Here is a 16,650-nt window from a genome sequence, read left to right as displayed (position 1 = left end):
CCCCGATCCTCTAAATCCGCCGCAAACCATGAAAGATTCCATCTTGAATTTCATCAACGAGAGCAGCGAAGGCCTGATCAAAACCGGCGTCACCCTACTCGTCGTCCTTCTCACCTACTTCTCGATCCGCCTCTTCCGCCGCTACATCGACCACACCAGCGAACGCCACCGCTTCGCCCCCCAGCGCAGCGCCGGCATCTCCAAGGCAGGCCAAACGGTCATCTACATGATCTCCATCGCCATCATCTCCAACATCCTCGGCGACGGGATCCAAGGCCTCTTCGTCGCCACCAGCTCCTTCTTCGCCCTCGTCGGCATCGCCTTCTTCGCCCACTGGTCCATCCTCAGCAACGTCACCGCCAGCATCATCCTCTTCTTCACCTTCCCCTACCGCATCGGCGACCGCCTCCTCATCGAAAGCGAACCCAAGTACTGCGGCATCCTCAAGGACGTCACCCTCATGTACCTGAAGATCCAAACCGACGGCGGCTCCTACATCACCCTCCCCGCCAACGTCGCCGTGCAAAAGCTCATCACCATCCTCAGCCCCTCCGACTACCAAAAGATGCTGGAAGAGAAGGAGAAGAAGGACGACGATGGAGCCGTTTAAGAACTTTATCAACGCCACCGTCGTCCGCACCCTCGCCCAAGCCGTCAAGGACGCGTATCCAAAGTTCGCCGACAAGCGCTTCGAGAAAAGCTGCCTCGCGTCCCTCGACAGCCTCGAGCTCAAGCAGCGCGCCCAGCTCATCGCCGCCCAACTCTGGCAAGAGCTCCCCCGCGACCCGAGCCAAGCCATGGAGACCGTCCGGCAAGCCATCCTGCCGCTGCCCACCCTCGAGGAAGACGACTCCCTCGACGGCTGGGTCTACATGCCCCTCAACTCCCTGCTCACCGCCCACGCGCTGGAAGCGGTCGACGCCTCCCTCAAGCTCATCCCCGAAGTCACCAAACGCTTCACCGCCGAATTCGGCATCCGCGTCCTCCTCATCCACCAGCCCCAAAAAGTGTTCCCCCACCTCAAGCGCTGGGCCAAGGACCCCGACCCCAACCTGCGCCGCCTCGTCTCCGAAGGCACCCGCCCCCGCCTGCCCTGGGGCGAGCAAATCCCCGCCTTCGTGCAAGACCCGCGTCCCGTCCTGCCACTTCTCGAAATCCTCAAGGACGACCCTTCGTTGTACGTGAGGCGCTCCGTCGCCAACAACCTGAACGACATCTCCAAGGACAATCCCGAACTCATGCTCGACACCATCGAAGCCTGGCTTCCCCAGGCCGGCCCCCAGCGCCAGCAGCTACTCCGGCACGCCTGCCGCAGCCTCATCAAGCAAGGCTACCCCCGCTGCCTTGCCCTCCTGGGCTACGGAACGCCCCAGCTCAAGGTCCACGCCTTCGCCGCCAGCCCCGACGCTATCCAGCTCGGACAAAAGCTCACCCTATCGCTCGAACTCCACTCCACCGCCCGCCAAGCTCAAGAGCTCATCGTCGACTACCGCTTCCACCTCGTGAAGGCCAACGGCCAAACCGCTCCCAAAGTCTTCAAGGGAAATTCTCTCACCCTCGGCCCCGGAGCGAAAAGATACCTCCAGAAAAGCTTCCATTTGAAACCAATCACCACCCGCAAGTACTATACGGGGACCAACACCATCGAACTGCTCATAAACGGCCAAAGCCTCGCATCCATCCCATTCCATCTCACCGTATCCTGACCTAGCGCCCGCCAACTCGTTCGATGTCCAAACCGCAAAAACCAGCCAAGCCCCCACGCTTCCGCAAGACCAAGCGCCTCGCTATCGCCGCGACTGCCCTCCACTTCGCCGGAATCCTCAGCTTTCCCATCTGGTCCGCCTGGCTGGCCAAGCCCTTGGCCCAGCGCTTCGGCGTGCAAATCGAAACGGTCGAGCGCCTCTCCTGGGACCGCTGGCGCATCGAAAAGCTCGCCACCGAACAAGCAGGCGTCCAGATCGCCGCCGAGCGAGCCGAACTCCCCTCCCCCACCAAGCTGCTCTTCGAGCACTTCTCCTCCGCCCCCGCCACCGAACAGCTCGCCCTCGAAAACTGGACCGTCGAACTCTCCACCCCAAACCCAGCCCCGGAACCCGACTCTCCCGATCCGCTAAGCATCCCGGAAATCGTAGCCCTCGCCGACGACAGCCTCGCCCAGCTGGGCAGCTACCTCGCCTCCGTATCCCTGCGCTCCGGCACCCTCAGCCTCAACGGCCAGGCCACCCTCGAAATCGAAGCCATCGAGCTCAGCCCAAACCAGCTCGCCGCCACCCTCACTCACCTCCCCACCCAAACCGCCGCCCGGCTCGACGCCACCTTCCAAGCCCCCGGCCAATGGCAGCTCGACGCCGCCGTCCCCCAGCATCAACTCGCCCTCCACGCCGCACTCCAGAGCGACACCTCCCAGGCCAAGCTGGTAGGCGAACTGCAGAACTTCCAAAACCGGGTCTCCCTCGACGCCCTCTGGACCCGCTCCCTCGTCCCCGACGCCGGTCAAATCGCCACCCGCAGCTTCGAGCTCGACCAACGCTACACCTTCTGGGGCTCCGCTCCGCCCCTCTCCCTCGACGCCCTTCTCAACTGGAACGGCCAAGCCTTCGACTACCGTATCGAAGGCTTCGATACCAGCGACCCCAGCGGATCCTCCACCATCCTGCTCACCGGACAAGGCTCGCAAAAAGCCCTGCAGATCGACACCGCCACCGTTAACCTCCCATGGCTCTCCGTTGAGAGCGACAAGCCCATACGGCTCGACTTCTCCCTCGACAACCCGCTCGAAACCGCCCAGCTCGAGGCCAAGCTCGACCTCGCAAAACTTCCCTTCATCGAAGCCACCGGCAAGCTCGACGCCCTCCTGCAAACCCGCACCTCCCCCCAAGGCCTGCCCATCCTCACCGCCGACCTGCAAGGCACGAACATCACCCTTTGGGACAGCCTCCTGGAAACCGCCAGCGCCCAGGTAGACCTGCTCGGCCAGGAAGCCACCATCCAATCCTTCGACATCCGCTCCGCCGCCGGATCCTCCATCAGCCTCACCGGAGGCTACCACATCCAAGAAAAACGCTTCCTCGATTCCCAGCTCACCCTCCAGCTGGAAAACGAATCCCAACGCCTGCGCGAACTCCTCCCCCCGCTGGAATGGCAACGCATCGAAGGCGAGCTCCACCTCGTCGGCCCCCTCGCCGATCCCCAGTTCGAAGGCCACCTCGCCTCCCCCAGCCTCCAGCTGCCCAGCACCACCCCCTTCTCCGTCCAAGCCGACCTCAGCGGCAAGCTCCAGCAACTCGAGGCCCACCTCCAGGCGACCAACGAAAGCGAAACGCTCGAGCTCGCCCTCGAGCTCGAACGCAACCCCGAGCAAGCCAAGATCAGCCTCTCCCAGCTCACGCTCGCCGAAAACGGCGGCTCCCCCATCCTCGCCCTCGAGGAAGCCGGCACCCTCACCATCGACCTCACCCAAACCGCCATCGCCTCCGCCGGCATCGTGCTCGCCGGCCCTACCGGACGACAGCTCGAGCTCAGCTCCCTGCTCCTCACCCCAGACCAATTCAGCCTGCACGCCACCGCCATCGACTTCGAGACCAACGTCTTCAACGCCTGGCTCGCTAGCCCCATCCCCAACCTACGCATCCAAGATTTCGATACGCAAGCCACCCTCACCGAAACCCAATCCCAAATCACCACTTCCGGCTCCGCATCCTGGGCCCTCAAGGAAGGCAGCAGCGTCGACCTCTCCTGGCTCGCCAAGTCCGACCCCAAGCGCCTCGACAGCCTCAGCATCGACCACCTCGATATCGGGGCCGACTCCAAGCACATCCTCGTCGCCGAAGGACACTTCCCCGTATCCATAAACTGGTCACAAGGCAGCCCCAGAACGCAAATCCACCAAGACGCCCCCCTTGAATTCAGCCTGCAGTCCTCCCCGCATCCCGACTTCTGGGCATCCCTCGAAACCATCCTGCCCATCGCCCTCAAGCGCCCCGTCATCAAAGCCCAACTCAGCGGCACCCTCAACAACCCCAAAGGAAACTTCGACTTCAAGCTCGCCTCCCTCGACTGGCGACACCCCAGCGACCCCAGCAAGAACATCCAGCTGCAAGACTTCTCCGCCTCCCTGCTCGCCAACTCCGACGGCCTCGCCATCCGCTCCCTCGAAGCCCACGCCGGAAAAAACGCCGTCTACGCCGACGCCACTCTTCCCATCGGCGAAACCTCCCTGCTCAACCTCGTCAAGGACACCCAAAAGCTCGACTTCTCGCCCCTCACCGGCCACGCCCGCGTCGACCTGCTGGAACTCGAAGCCCTCAAGAGCTGGCTACCCGAGATCATGCGCTACGAAGGAAAGGCCCACATCGACATCAATCTCAACGCCGGCGACATCACCGCCACCGCCAAGGTCGAAAACCTCGCCACCCGGCCCCTCCCGCCCCTCGGAGCCCTCTCAAAGATCTCCGGGCAAGTCGAACTCGCCAAAGGCATCTGGCAACTCAAGGAAGTCCGCGGCCTCGCGGAAAAAAGCCCCTTCACCCTCAAAGGCTCCGCAGATCTCAACGACCTCGCAAACCCACGCTACGACCTCGCCTTCTCCAGCAAGGAGTTCCCGCTCATCCGCGACGACGGTCTCATCCTCAGCGGCGACATCGACATGCAGCTCGTATCCAAAAACCTAGACGCTCCCCTGCTCAAAGGTACCCTCAACCTCACCAAGGGACTCTTCCTCGTCGAACCCGATCTCCTAGCCAGCTCCACCAAAACCGTCACCTCCCGCCCGCCCTACTTCGCCGTCGAGCAAGCCCCTTTCAGCGAGTGGGGACTCGACATCGACATCCGTGGCAACGAATTCCTGCGCGTATCCAACTCCTTCTTCGAAGGCACCCTCTCCGCCGAATTCGACCTCGAAGGCACCCTCGGCACTCCTCTGCTCATCGGTAAGGCCGAAACCAATACAGGCCGCATCTTCTTCCCAGCCAGCTCCCTCAAGCTCAAAACCGGCCAAGCCTACATCACCCGCGACCGGCCCTCCGAACTCCAGCTCGAAGCCGTCGCCGAAGGACGCCTCTTCGCCTACGACATAAACCTCGACGTCACCGGCACCGTGGAAGACCCCGAGCTCGTCATCACCTCCAACCCCGCCCTCAGCCAGGTCGACGCCCTGCTCCTGCTCACCACCGGATCCGTATCCAACGCCCAAGGCAATCTCGCCCAAAAGTCCGCCACGTCCCTCGGCATCTTCATCGGAAAAGGCCTCTTCAAAAAACTCACCGGCGGCAACTCAGACTCCGCTAGCAAGCTCAGCCTCGAGGTCGGACAAGACATTTCCCAGCAAGGAAAGAAAACCATCGACGCCAGCTACCAGCTGACCGAAGACCTCGAAATCGAAGGCGAATACGACAAGCGCGACGAATTCAACGCCAACCTCAAATGGACCATCTTCAAACGATGACACGCCCCGGCAACAACTCGCTCGTCGGGCTCCCACTTGCGGCCCGCCGCCTTGTCCCAGCTCCGACGACGCTCCTCCTCGCCTTCTTCGCCCTGCTCGCTTTCCACGCCGCTCCCCTCCACGCCGCCACCGTAAAGGTCAGCGGCTTCGGGCTCTTCGGCAACGCGGAGCTGCGCAGCTCCCTGCGGCTTCTCGAAATCGAGGAAGGCGAACTCGACTCCCAAAAGATCGACGACGGCGCCTTCCTGCTCCTCACCCGCCTCACCCAAAATGGCTACCTCGACGCCAAGCTCACCGCGACCTACCAAAAAAGCGACGGGACCGAAGAAACCGCCACCTGGACCAGTCCCTTCGAACCGCAGATCCCCGAAGGCGTAGTGGCTGAAAAACTACACTACACCATCCAAGAAGGCACCCTTTACTATTACAACAGCGTCACCATCGACGGCCTTGTCTCCATCGATCCCGAAGAAGCGAAAAACTACATCATCCCCGACACCTCCCTCTACTCCCGCAAAAAAGACCGCTCCTATTCCCAAAACATCCTCGCCAACCACCAAAAGCAACTCGCCGCCGCCCTCGCCGCCCTCGGCCGCACCGACGCCAAGGTCACCCCCCTCTCCGTCGACATCGACAAATCGACCGGAGCCGTCGACGTCGCTCTCCAAGTCGACGAAGGCCCGCTCTACAAGATCACCCAAGCCGAAGTCCACTACCTCAAAGAAGACGCCCTGCTAGAGAGCAAAGAGATAGACCCCGGAGCCAACTACACCCGAGCTTGGGTCGAGGACCAAGTGCGCGCCATCCGCAACGAAGCCTACAGTCATGGCTATCCGGATACGAAAGTCAGCAGCCGCATCCTCAAGGCCACTCCCGAAGAGGGAACCGTATCCGTCCACATCCTCTTCGAAGTTCGCCGCGGCCCGAAGATCACCCTTTCCGGAGTCGAACACAAAGGAGCCACCGACACTCACCTGCCGCTGCTCGACCGCAAAGCCGACCTCACCACCGGCACCCCGCTCGACATCACAAAAGCCGAAGCCGCCCGGCGCCGCCTTTCCCGCCTCGGCATCTTCGAACGCATCGACCTCAGCTACCAAGACGACGGGCCCGGACAACGGAAAGCTGTCTTCGACTACAAAAACGGGGAACGCATCAAAGCGCAATTGCTTCTTGGATACGGAAGCTACGAGCAATTCCGAGCCGGGCTGCTCGCCCAAAGGGACAACCTCTTCGGCCGTGCCCACTCCCTCTCCTTTTCCGCAATCCGCTCCATCAAGTCCGCCAGCGGAAACCTCAACTACACTGTCCCGGAACTCCTCGGGGAATCCATCGACGGCACCTTCGAAATCAACTTCCTCAACCGCCAGGAACTCTACTTCGACCGCGAAGAGCGAGGCGTTACCATGGGACTGTTCCGCCGTCTCCCCGAACTCAAGACCGACATCGGTCTCGACTACGCCTTCGAGCGCAAGGAAGCCCGCAATCCGAAATTCGAAGGTGAAGACACGGACGATTTCCAAGAAGCCAACATCGGCAGCCTTTCCCTACGAGCCACCCGCAGCAATATCGACGATATCCTATACCCAAAATCCGGATACGAGATCTCCGGCGTCGTCCGCTACGCTGACGAATCCCTGGGCGGGGAAACCAGCTTCCTCAAACCCGAAATCAGCTTCGCCTACCACAAGCAACTCGGCAGCCGCTGGCTCTTCCACTTCGGCGCCAGAGCCGCCCAAATCACCTTCTCGGAAGGAACCCTCAGCGAAATCCCTCCCAACGAATTCTTCCTCGTCGGCGGCGAAAATTCCGTTCGCGGTTACCGTCGCGGCGAAGCTGCCCCGCTCGCCGAAAACGGCAACCCAACCCGCGTCGAAGCCTACTCCCTCGTAAATCTCGAGCTCGAATACCCCATCCTCGACCGGCTCAACCTCGTGCTCTTCGCCGACGCCGCCCGCATCTGGGAGTCCGCCGAAGCGAGCGAACTCTACGAGACCCTCTCCAGCGTCGGCCTCGGCTTCCGCTACAACACCATCGTCGGCCCGGTGCGCCTCGAATACGGCCACAACGTCGACCCGCGCCCCGAGGACCCGCGCGGCACCGTCCACCTCTCGATCGGCTTCCCCTTCTAGGAGGAGCAGGAACGGCTGCCCAACTCGTTGCTCTCCGCAGCGGCCTCTGGCTGCCGCGGCAGCTCCGCAACGCCTTCGCTGGCCGCTTTTGGGCGGCCATTTTCCCAGAAAGCTTGGGCAAACGCAGTCTTGTTTCCCGCGAGAAATTCGCGTAAACACTCTTCATCGCGGGCTAAAGCGACCTCGTCATTTGGATTGGCGAATTTCATAATTTCGTTAATCCAATCGGCATCGCTTGAGAAAACTGTATTTCGAAGATAGATACAGCAGACGCTCGACGATAATGCCAAAAAGACAATCTCCCCCCTTCCTCCTCAACTAAATCCCGTACCTTCCGATACTTAGCGGGCCAACGCTCGCTTTCCCATGCCAAAACACCCTCTCCTCGTCCTTAGCCTAGCTGTATCTTGCTCCCTCGCGACATACACCCATTTCGCTGGGAACGGAACCGCTGACTCCTATCGCATAGAAGCCATCGGCGAGGCCGAAACGCCTCTCCCCTCACCTCTTTCCGAAAAATCAGCCGAGCGCAGCCCCGACCTCGAGGCGAACGATTTCGCAAACCTCGCCGACACCCTCTACATCGGGACCGTCAAAAAAAGCAGCCCCGCCTACAGCGTCCTCCAGCCCCTCTTCGTGGAATGGGGCGCCAGCGACCCGCACGCCGCCATGGCCTACCTGCAGAACGCGCCGCAAGGCATCCAGCGCTTCAGCAAGGACGTCCTGCGCGGATGGGCCCAAAGCGGCGACCTCGCCGGCGCCCGGGCTTGGATCGACACCCACATCGGAGCCACCCTTTCCACCCCTTTCTACCTCGCCCTCGTCGACGGCCTCAACGACGTAGACCGACCCGAGCAAGCCCTCGAGCTCGCCCAATCCACCATCCCCAAAAACCAGCCCCCGCTCGCTAAGCAAGCCATGCAAGGCTGGGCCAGCCAGGACCTGCAAGCCGCCTCGCGCTGGATCGAGGAGCACGAGGCCGACCTCCCCCAAGCGCTCCAGGAGAGCGTGCTCAGCGGATACGCCCGGGCCTGGGCCAAGAAAGCTCCCCAAGCGGCCGCCACCTGGGCTAAATCCCTGCCGCAGGGCTCCGTGCGCGAGGAGGCCCTCTACGCAGCCTTCGACCAGTGGATCCAAAAGGACGCCACCGCCGCCGGCTACTGGATCTTCAGCCAAAAGAAGGACCCCGCCATCGAACAGGTGCTTTCCGAAACCGTTCCCCAAATCGCCCACGTCGATCCGGAAGCCGCCTTCGAATTCATCGAAAACGACGAGGCCAACCAAGAGGACCCCTACCGCCTGCGCGGACACCTCATCATGGCCCTCGACAACGTCATGCGCAAGACCCCCGCCGAAGCCACTCCCTGGATAAAGCGGGTCGAAGCCCAAACCCTCGCCGCCGCCAACGACGGCCTCACCGACGTCGGCTACGAGGTCCCCCAAACCGCCTACGTCGAGATGGTCAACCGCTGGGCCGCCGAAGACGAAGCCGCCGCCTTCGCCTACCTCGACAACGCTCCCCAAATCGACGAAGCCGCCCGCGACGCCATCGAGCGATCCGCCCTAGACCGACTCCAGACCGACGACCCCGAAAAAGCGGCCTACTACCTTTTCAAGCGCTGGCAGGATTCCGACCAAGCCAGCGCCGTCGCCTTCGCCGGCACGCTCTCGCCCCAGCACCTCGACACCTCCGTATCCAACTTCAAGGAACACTACCAGTCGATCGCCGAAGCCTGGGGCGAAACCGAACCGGAAAAGGCTGGCTTCTACGTAGAACGGCAAGAATTCCTCACCCCGGAAGAGACCGCCGAAGTCCTCGTCTCCCTACAGCCGGTCGAAAGCTAATCCCTCCCCCGAGCGAGCCCCCCCTCGCCCGTTTCCTCCCCGCAAGCGGCTTCCCTCCGCTTGATACGCTCCCCCAAAATCCCCCAAAATTGCCATGAAATCCCAAGCGTACTTCCTTGAGGAATACCGCCTGATCGTCGAAGTCGTGCTCGATCTCGTAAGCCACGAAATGATCGTCGCCCTCAAGAAGCGGGCTCGCCAAGCCGGCTGGATACGGCCGGGAACGAACTTCCTCGTGTGCGTCAACCACGGCACCGTTGCGATTACGCAAAAGGAGTTTCTCCAGTACTCGGAGTGGTCCGCCCAGAACCTTCCCGAACTCAAAGGCAGCAGGATCGCAGTCATCGCCGACTCCCCCCTTCTCTCCGCCCTCAACATCATCCTCAAAAAGCACGTCTCCGGCACCCGAACCATCGAGGTATTCACTACCCTGCGAGCCGCCGCAGATTGGCTCGCTGTCCCCAAAGAGCTGATACTCGAAAAGGTCCCCGAAACCCGCATCCACGACCTCGACTAGGCTCCAAACAAAAAAGAGGAGCCTCGATTCCCCGAGGCCCCTCCTGAAAACTTGGATACGCAAGAGCTACCAGGCGTACTGCCAACCGAGCGCCAGCGTATCCTCCCGGTTCATGCCAAATCCGTTTAGCTGCTGGTAGACAGGTTGCCCATACTCGATCGCCAAACGATTTCCCTTCAAGGCTCCCTCTCGGAAAAGATAGTTAAGCCCTACGATCGCCTCCAAGACATCGCCCCCGTAGTTCGCTTGGAAATGCGGAGGAGCCGCGTGGGCGTGCGGCCCATCGTAGTGTCCGTCAAGAGGCCCCTCAGCAGTGTACTTCAAGCGACCGGACACGCTCCACGCGGAATCGATCAGCCAGCTCCCCCAGACCGAAGCCTCCAAGGCGTCGGATCGCGAGTAGCCGGACTCGCCGCCATTCTCCAAACGCAGCGTGCCGAGAGCCTGCGCTCCCCAGCCAAACGCTTCCCCCGAGACAGAATAGGTCGCCCCGATCTTAGCGTCCCACGTTCCGGATCCAAGCTGCATCCCGTACGGCTGGAAGGATCCATGCATCATCTCGCTCACCGAGCCCGTCGGAGCGCTCAAGCCAAGATTCCAGTGCATCTTCTGCTTCCCGGATTCCCACCCCTTTACCAAGGCCGTCAACGACACGTCGCCCCAGCCCGAGGTGGAATGGCTCATGTCCATAGCGCCGTGCCCGCCATGCCCGCCCCCCATCTCGGCATGCGGATTCATGACCATATCCATGTCGAGCTCGAGGTAGTTCGCCATCAGCATCAAAGTCACCGAATCGCTGGGCGCATACATCATCCCGAACATGTCCATATCCATGTCCATACGGGTCGCAGCAGCCGAGAAACCCGCCGCGAAAACCTCATGGGTCGTCAGCGAATTCTCGCCCTGCCGATGCCCTTCCATGCTCATGGACATGTGGCGATACGAGAGCATGTATTCGCCAGCCTTATGTAGGTGGTCCCCCATTACGCCAATCGGAGCGTGGCTATCCGCGCGACCGCCCGAAGTTAGGAGCGTTTCCGTAGCGGAATACGCAGTTGAAGCAAGGCCCAAGGCCAAGGATGCCGACGCGATTGCACGCGTGGATACAATAGAAAAAGTCTTATTCATTTAATCTGAAAATTGAAGTAGTTATAGAATTACACTCCCGCTGCACACGTTCCGCAGCGGGCTTCGAGAGGACCCTCTCAACTATACTTCAATTCTCGGAGGCGGCTTCGCCACTTCCTCGGAACGACTTGCAAACTTTCCTGTATCCTCACCGCGGATACAGCTAAACTCGAACTTCGGCGGCAAAGCGTAGACCGCATCCGCATCGTCCGACATCACGAGCAGCTTGGCGATACCCGCAGACTCCTTGAGCGTGCCGCTTTCGCTCTGCTTCCGGTTTTCCTCGCGGACCACCAGACAGACCTCGCAGAGGTCCACCCCTTCGATACTCGAAATCAAGGCGGTACCAACGCCGCGCTCGTCCAATCGCTCCTTGGCCATGCTCGACCAAGCCATGAGCTGTCCAAACAGCAGCAAACTGTTCGAGAGACTCAAACAGACCGCCACGCAAATAGCTTTGGACAAAAGACGAAAAGGCACGAGCCGAACCCATAGGCCGCCGTCCTCCTTGGTCAATCCCTTTCAAAGCAAATCCGTACGCTCACAGCTTCACGAAAACCTTCCGCTTCCACAACCAATAGACCGGCAAGTACAGGACGCCAACATACAGCAAGGCATACAACAGCGAGGCCAACTTGCCGGGAATTCCCCAGCTCGTCAGGCTCTCCATGAAGATACCGCTCAAGCTGGGCCAATAGCTCGTGCCCGAATAGAAGAAAAGCGTCAGCATCCCCGAGAGGGCGTAGGCGACCACCGAATTGGAGCCGAACACCACCCCCACCTTCGCCCAGCTGCGATAACCCTGGATGTCAACCAGGAGCAGGCAAGCCGCCAAGCAAAGCGTCGCCCAACCTCCGGAAAACAGCACGAAGGAACTCGACCACAAATTCTTGTTCAACGGAAACACCCAGCTCCAAACCTCGCCGAGCAACACCGTCGCCACTCCCACGAAAAACAGCCAACTCACCCGCCGGTACGGATCCGCAATCCCCACGATCAAGGCCCCCACCAGCATCCCGAACAAGCCCGTCCCCACCGCCGGCACGGTGCTCAAGAACCCTTCCGGATCCCAGGTCCGCTCCCACATCTGCCCCGGCACCCACCTGCGATCCAGCCAAGCCGCCAAATTCGTTCCGGGCTCGAGGTTCGCTGCCAAGGCCGCCTCGCCGCTCGCCTCCACCGTTACCGACTGGGACGCACTTAAGGCTCGCTCCACGACCCCTTCCCGCAAGGCCCCTTCGTTCACCGCGTCGAGCGGAACCGGAACCAGTTGCAAGAGCGCCCAGTACGAAAGCAGCAAGCCTACGGCGATCCAAAGCTGCTGCCTCCAGCTCGTATTCAAAAACAGGATCGCGCAAACGCCGAACACCACCGCAATCCGCTGCAGCACCCCCACCACCCGAATCTCCGCGAAGTCGAACTGCGGCCAAAGGTTCAGGAAAACGCCAAGCGCGAAGATCTTCGCCACCCGCCAGAGAATTTTCCCGTAGGCCTGGCGACGTTCCCGACGCGACTTCGGCCTGCCTGCGTAAGCCAAGGCGATCGACACCCCGACGATGAACAGAAAGAACGGGAAAACCATATCCGTCACCGTAACTCCATGCCAGGAGGCGTGAAGCAGCGGACCGTAAACCTCGCCCCACGATCCCGGGCTGTTCACCACGATCATTGCGATAATCGTAAAGCCCCGTAGAGCATCGAGCGAAACAAGCCGTTCCCTTTTCTCCTTCATCACGTATTCAGTTTGCGATTACACGCTTCAAGATATAGCCAATCCCTAGCGCTGACAGGGAAAGCAAACCGATCCCCAAGGCGAGGTTCCCGTAAACGAGGTATCCGATTCCGAACAAAAAGAAATACACCGAAAAGCTTCCAAGCACAAAGTTCGCGATCCCTCGCGTGAGGCTCTCGCCCGGCGCCGCTTCCGGAACAGCCACCCCTTTCTCCCGCAACGAAGCGCGCACCTTCTCCCAACCGGGACCCACCGGGCGAATGGCAAGGTAGAACTTCTCTAAAACCTCCGGCGAACTCGCAGGCGTAAGGAAAGTCACCGCCAGCCACGCTACCGTCGTTACCGCTACGCTCGCCATCAATTGAACATGTCCGGCCAGGGGCTCGAATCCGCATCGCTCGTATCCAAATTCGAAAAACAAAGCGACGAGGAAGGACACGACCATTCCCGATATTTCAGTTGCCGCATTCACCCGCCACCAGAACCAACGCAAAATGAAGATCAAGCCCGTACCCGCTCCGATCGAAAGCAGAATGTTAAAGCTCTGCATCGCGCTTTCCAAAAACAGGGCCACCACTCCCGCCAAGATCATCAGCGCCACCGTCGAGAGCCTTCCCACTCTAACGAGCTCTCCTTCGCTCGCCTCCGGCTTCACGAAGCGCTTGTAAACATCGTTCACCACATAGGACGAGCCCCAGTTCAGATGCGTCGAAATCGTCGACATGAAAGCGGCCACCAGCGAAGCAAGCACCAAGCCCAGCACCCCTGCCGGCAAAAACGCCAACATCGCTGGGTACGCAAGGTCGTCGCGGATGAAGTTCGGATCCATCGCCGGAAACGCGACCTGCAACGATTCGAGATTTGGATACACGATCAGCGACGCCAGTCCCATCAATATCCAAGGCCAAGGACGCAAGCCATAGTGTGCAAGGTTGAAGAAAAAAGTAGCTCCGATCGCGTGCCGCTCATTCTTCGCCGCAAGCATTCGCTGCGCGATGTAACCACCGCCGCCGGGTTCCGCTCCCGGATACCATACGCTCCACCACTGCACCGCAAGCGGTACGATGAATACGGATACAAGCAGAGTCGAATCGGAAAAGTCGGGCAGCAGGTCGAGCTTCCCCACCACGTTCGGATGCGACAGCAAACCGCCCAAACCGCCCACCTCGGGCATCCCCACGATCAAAGAGGTCGCCCAGATAGACCCCACCATAGCGACCCCGAACTGGACGAAGTCCGTGATCAAAACGCCTCTCAGCCCGCCTAACGAACTATAGAGCACCGTGATCACAGAGGCGATCAGCAAAGTCTCCACCGGCGACAAGCCCAGCGCCACCCCGCCGAGCTTGATCGCAGCCAAGCAAACGTTGGCCATGATCATCACGTTAAAGAAGACGCCCAAGTAAATCGCCCGAAAGCCGCGCAAGAAAGCGGCCGACTTCCCACTGTAGCGCAGTTCGTAAAACTCCAAGTCGGTGGACACCTGGGAACGCCGCCACAACCGAGCGTACACGAAAACGGTCAGCATGCCCGTCAGCAGGAAGGCCCACCAAACCCAATTCCCCGCCACCCCATCTTGGCGAACGATCCCCGTCACCAAATTCGGAGTATCGATGGCAAAGGTAGTGGCCACCATGGATACGCCGAGCAACCACCAAGGCATACTGCGGCCTGAAAGGAAATACTCAGCCGAAGAACGGCCAGCCCGCCGAGACACCAGCAAGCCGATCAGCAGGGATACGACAAAGAAAGCGACAATGATGATCCAATCGAGAGGAGAGAGGGACATAAGTTTTGGGGTAGGGTTGAAACATGGGGTAAATTGAAAACGGCTAAGGAGCCAGCAAGCGCTCGACAGCATCGACCACCTGCAGCTCCACCTTGGCAACCGGCTCCCGAGCTCGGGCAAGGACCGCCTTCGCCTCCACCAGTTCACCTCGCAAGGAGGCTAACCCGAGCGCAGCAAGGTCGCGCAATGCTTCCGAAAGCGGCAGCGCTTCCCGCAAGGCAGGCGAGCGATCGGCCAAGCGAACGAAACCATCGTGGTTGGCCACCCACCGCTCCAGCATGCCTTGCACAGCCTGCTTGTCCGATGCGTGCCCAGTTTCCAGATACGCGGTGACTTGCGACCTAAAGCGACGAGCGTCCTTGGCATCCGCCACCGCCACGTCCGGCAACAACGTGTAAGGCGAAAACGACCGGTAGCTCAGGTCAGCGTTTCGACGATAGATCTTTAAAGGCTCCACCACATCGGCCAAAACCCGCAGCGGCTCCGTATCGTAACCGTTCGCCAAGCGACGCATCATCATCTCCCGATTTTTCAGATGGGTCAGTCCGTGCTCCTCGAGCTGCAGCGCGATCGTATCCAACCTTCGATACATATCCTCCACGTCCCGAACCGACGCGTCCGACCAAAGCCGCTCGGCGATCGCCGCGGTACGCGGCCAGATTCTCGAATCAACCGTTTCCACCGTCACATGCTCGCTCCACATGGTAGCCTCCCCGCCAAAAACCCGAGCTCTCTCGTCCTCGCTCAAGTCGATATCCGCAGGCAAGGGATCCACCCTGTAGTGCTCGCTCGCAGGCTGCATCAAGTCGATATAGTAACCGTTCGAAAGGATACTGGCATAACCGTCCTTCGCAGCCGCCACCATCGACTCCCGCCCTCGCCAGGAATGGATCATTATATCGGTCGGCATCCCGGGCTGCAGGATTTCGTCCCACCCGACCATCTTCTTCCCGAGCTTTTCGAGGATCACCAGGAGTCGCTTGTTGAAGAAACTCTGCAGCTGGTGGTTGTCGGCGATTCCGCGTTCCTTCATAAACGCTTGGATGTGCTCTGCCTTATCCCAGTGATGCCCCTCGTTTTCGTCGCCGCCGATATGGAAATACTCATCGGGAAAAATCGCCGCCATTTCCGTAAACACAGCTTCTAGGACCTCGTACACCTTTTCATTGGTCGGATCCAAAGTCGGATCAAAAATGCCCCAGCCGCGTTCGATCTCATAAGGACCCGGCAAACTTGCCAGCTCGGGATGCCCCACCAGCCAAGCCGTAGCATGCCCGGGGACGTCAAATTCTGGATACACGCGGATTCCCCGATCCGCTGCGTAGGCAACGATCTCCCGCATTTGCTCCTGAGTATAAAACATCCCGTCGGAACCCAACTCGTGCAAGCGCGGGTAGCTCTTGATCTCGGCCCGGAAGCCTTGGTCCTCGGTCAAATGCCAATGCATGACATTCATCTTCACCGCAGCCATCCCGTCGAGGTTTCGCTTGATCATGTCCATCGGCATGAAATGACGAGCCGAGTCGATCATCAGGCCCCGCCAAGGAAAACGCGGGTAGTCCGTCACGCTCGCGCCCGGAAAATAGTAGCCGTTCCCGTCCGCCGACAACAACTGTAGCAAGGTCTCCAAACCATGCATCGTCCCCAAGTCAGTCTCCGCCTCCAGGCGGACCTTGTCCTCGGCAACAGTAAGCCGGTACGATTCGTCTTCGCCCAAGGTCACCGACCCGGGCCGCGACACCACGATCTCCAAACCTGCCGCCTCCAACGCCTCTCCCTGCTCTACATAGTCCTGCGGCAGGAAGAGCCCAGTGCGTTGGTCCAAGCGACGAAGAAAGCGGCTCGCCGCCGCGTAGATACGCTCATCCGGATTTCCGCTCACCTTCACCGTAAACGTTTTGTCGATACGGTACCGCCCCTCCCCCGCGACGAGCTCCTGAGGTACCGGCATCAATCGAGAGAAAGCCTCCTCGCCTCCCGCAACTCCGCCCTCGCTCCCTTGAATTGCACCCAGCATAGCCACCCCCATACACACGTTCCAGATCGTCCTTAGCTTCATTC

Annotated in this window: 12 protein-coding genes; 6 read left to right on the top strand and 6 right to left on the bottom strand. The window is 60.4% G+C overall.

The features are described 5' to 3' along the window. Positions 1-28 precede the first annotated feature (28 nt). From QEH57_RS12670 to QEH57_RS12655, 4 genes are read left to right on the top strand one after another with little or no spacing between them, the layout of a single operon-like run. Positions 29-610, top strand: a complete 582-nt coding sequence (locus QEH57_RS12670; RefSeq protein WP_309007109.1) for a mechanosensitive ion channel family protein — start codon at positions 29-31, stop codon at positions 608-610. Beyond that, positions 597-1,706, top strand: coding sequence for a hypothetical protein (locus QEH57_RS12665; protein WP_309007108.1), 1,110 nt, complete (start codon positions 597-599; stop codon positions 1,704-1,706). Before QEH57_RS12670 ends, QEH57_RS12665 begins: the two co-directional genes overlap by 14 nt. Positions 1,707-1,729: 23 nt before the next feature. After that, positions 1,730-5,446 carry a translocation/assembly module TamB domain-containing protein gene (locus tag QEH57_RS12660; RefSeq protein WP_309007107.1) on the top strand — a complete coding sequence of 1,239 codons (3,717 nt, stop codon included), beginning with the start codon at positions 1,730-1,732 and terminating at the stop codon, positions 5,444-5,446. After that, complete coding sequence (locus tag QEH57_RS12655) at positions 5,425-7,578, top strand: BamA/TamA family outer membrane protein (RefSeq protein WP_309007106.1); 2,154 nt, start codon at positions 5,425-5,427, stop codon at positions 7,576-7,578. Before QEH57_RS12660 ends, QEH57_RS12655 begins: the two co-directional genes overlap by 22 nt. Here the strand turns inward: QEH57_RS12655 and QEH57_RS12650 are convergent. Next, positions 7,575-7,787, bottom strand: a complete 213-nt coding sequence (locus tag QEH57_RS12650) for a hypothetical protein (RefSeq protein ID WP_309007105.1) — start codon at positions 7,785-7,787, stop codon at positions 7,575-7,577. The two genes, QEH57_RS12655 and QEH57_RS12650, sit on opposite strands and share 4 nt — an antisense overlap. A gap of 157 nt (positions 7,788-7,944) precedes the next feature. On the opposite strand from QEH57_RS12650, the gene QEH57_RS12645 reads away from it, so the two are divergent. Both QEH57_RS12645 and QEH57_RS12640 read left to right on the top strand, forming a co-directional pair. Continuing rightward, a complete protein-coding gene (locus QEH57_RS12645; protein ID WP_309007104.1) occupies positions 7,945-9,423 on the top strand; it encodes a hypothetical protein in 1,479 nt (492 codons plus the stop codon). Between the two features lie 94 nt (positions 9,424-9,517). Further along, positions 9,518-9,940, top strand: coding sequence for a hypothetical protein (locus tag QEH57_RS12640; RefSeq protein WP_309007103.1), 423 nt, complete (start codon positions 9,518-9,520; stop codon positions 9,938-9,940). A gap of 66 nt (positions 9,941-10,006) precedes the next feature. Here the strand turns inward: QEH57_RS12640 and QEH57_RS12635 are convergent, their stop codons facing one another. The 5 genes from QEH57_RS12635 to QEH57_RS12615 form a co-directional block, all read right to left on the bottom strand. Then, the gene (locus QEH57_RS12635; protein WP_309007102.1) at positions 10,007-11,068 is read right to left on the bottom strand and encodes a transporter; all 1,062 of its coding nucleotides are present in this window, start codon (positions 11,066-11,068) and stop codon (positions 10,007-10,009) included. Between the two features lie 81 nt (positions 11,069-11,149). Beyond that, the gene (locus tag QEH57_RS12630) at positions 11,150-11,533 is read right to left on the bottom strand and encodes a hypothetical protein (RefSeq protein ID WP_309007101.1); all 384 of its coding nucleotides are present in this window, start codon (positions 11,531-11,533) and stop codon (positions 11,150-11,152) included. Between the two features lie 76 nt (positions 11,534-11,609). Next, positions 11,610-12,800, bottom strand: a complete 1,191-nt coding sequence (locus QEH57_RS12625; protein WP_309007100.1) for a heparan-alpha-glucosaminide N-acetyltransferase domain-containing protein — start codon at positions 12,798-12,800, stop codon at positions 11,610-11,612. 7 nt (positions 12,801-12,807) lie between these two features. Further along, positions 12,808-14,589, bottom strand: coding sequence for a sodium:solute symporter family protein (locus QEH57_RS12620; RefSeq protein ID WP_309007099.1), 1,782 nt, complete (start codon positions 14,587-14,589; stop codon positions 12,808-12,810). A 43-nt stretch (positions 14,590-14,632) separates the two neighbouring features. Further along, entirely contained in the window at positions 14,633-16,648 is a 2,016-nt protein-coding gene (locus tag QEH57_RS12615) for a family 20 glycosylhydrolase (RefSeq protein ID WP_309007097.1), read from the bottom strand. Between the last annotated feature and the right edge of the window lie 2 nt (positions 16,649-16,650).

Source organism: Pelagicoccus sp. SDUM812005, assembly GCF_031127875.1.
Classification (GTDB): Bacteria; Verrucomicrobiota; Verrucomicrobiia; order Opitutales; family Opitutaceae; genus Pelagicoccus.
This window is presented reverse-complemented; position numbering and strand designations above follow the sequence as displayed.

What these genes read in the sequence shown, in the direction of transcription:
- QEH57_RS12670 (WP_309007109.1), top strand. Translation starts at nt 29, where the DNA reads ATGAAAGATTCCATCTTGAATTTCATCAACGAGAGCAGCGAAGGCCTG.
- QEH57_RS12665 (WP_309007108.1), top strand. Translation starts at nt 597, where the DNA reads ATGGAGCCGTTTAAGAACTTTATCAACGCCACCGTCGTCCGCACCCTC.
- QEH57_RS12660 (WP_309007107.1), top strand. Translation starts at nt 1,730, where the DNA reads ATGTCCAAACCGCAAAAACCAGCCAAGCCCCCACGCTTCCGCAAGACC.
- QEH57_RS12655 (WP_309007106.1), top strand. Translation starts at nt 5,425, where the DNA reads ATGGACCATCTTCAAACGATGACACGCCCCGGCAACAACTCGCTCGTC.
- QEH57_RS12650 (WP_309007105.1), bottom strand. Translation starts at nt 7,787, where the DNA reads ATGAAATTCGCCAATCCAAATGACGAGGTCGCTTTAGCCCGCGATGAA.
- QEH57_RS12645 (WP_309007104.1), top strand. Translation starts at nt 7,945, where the DNA reads ATGCCAAAACACCCTCTCCTCGTCCTTAGCCTAGCTGTATCTTGCTCC.
- QEH57_RS12640 (WP_309007103.1), top strand. Translation starts at nt 9,518, where the DNA reads ATGAAATCCCAAGCGTACTTCCTTGAGGAATACCGCCTGATCGTCGAA.
- QEH57_RS12635 (WP_309007102.1), bottom strand. Translation starts at nt 11,068, where the DNA reads ATGAATAAGACTTTTTCTATTGTATCCACGCGTGCAATCGCGTCGGCA.
- QEH57_RS12625 (WP_309007100.1), bottom strand. Translation starts at nt 12,800, where the DNA reads ATGAAGGAGAAAAGGGAACGGCTTGTTTCGCTCGATGCTCTACGGGGC.
- QEH57_RS12620 (WP_309007099.1), bottom strand. Translation starts at nt 14,589, where the DNA reads ATGTCCCTCTCTCCTCTCGATTGGATCATCATTGTCGCTTTCTTTGTC.
- QEH57_RS12615 (WP_309007097.1), bottom strand. Translation starts at nt 16,648, where the DNA reads ATGAAGCTAAGGACGATCTGGAACGTGTGTATGGGGGTGGCTATGCTG.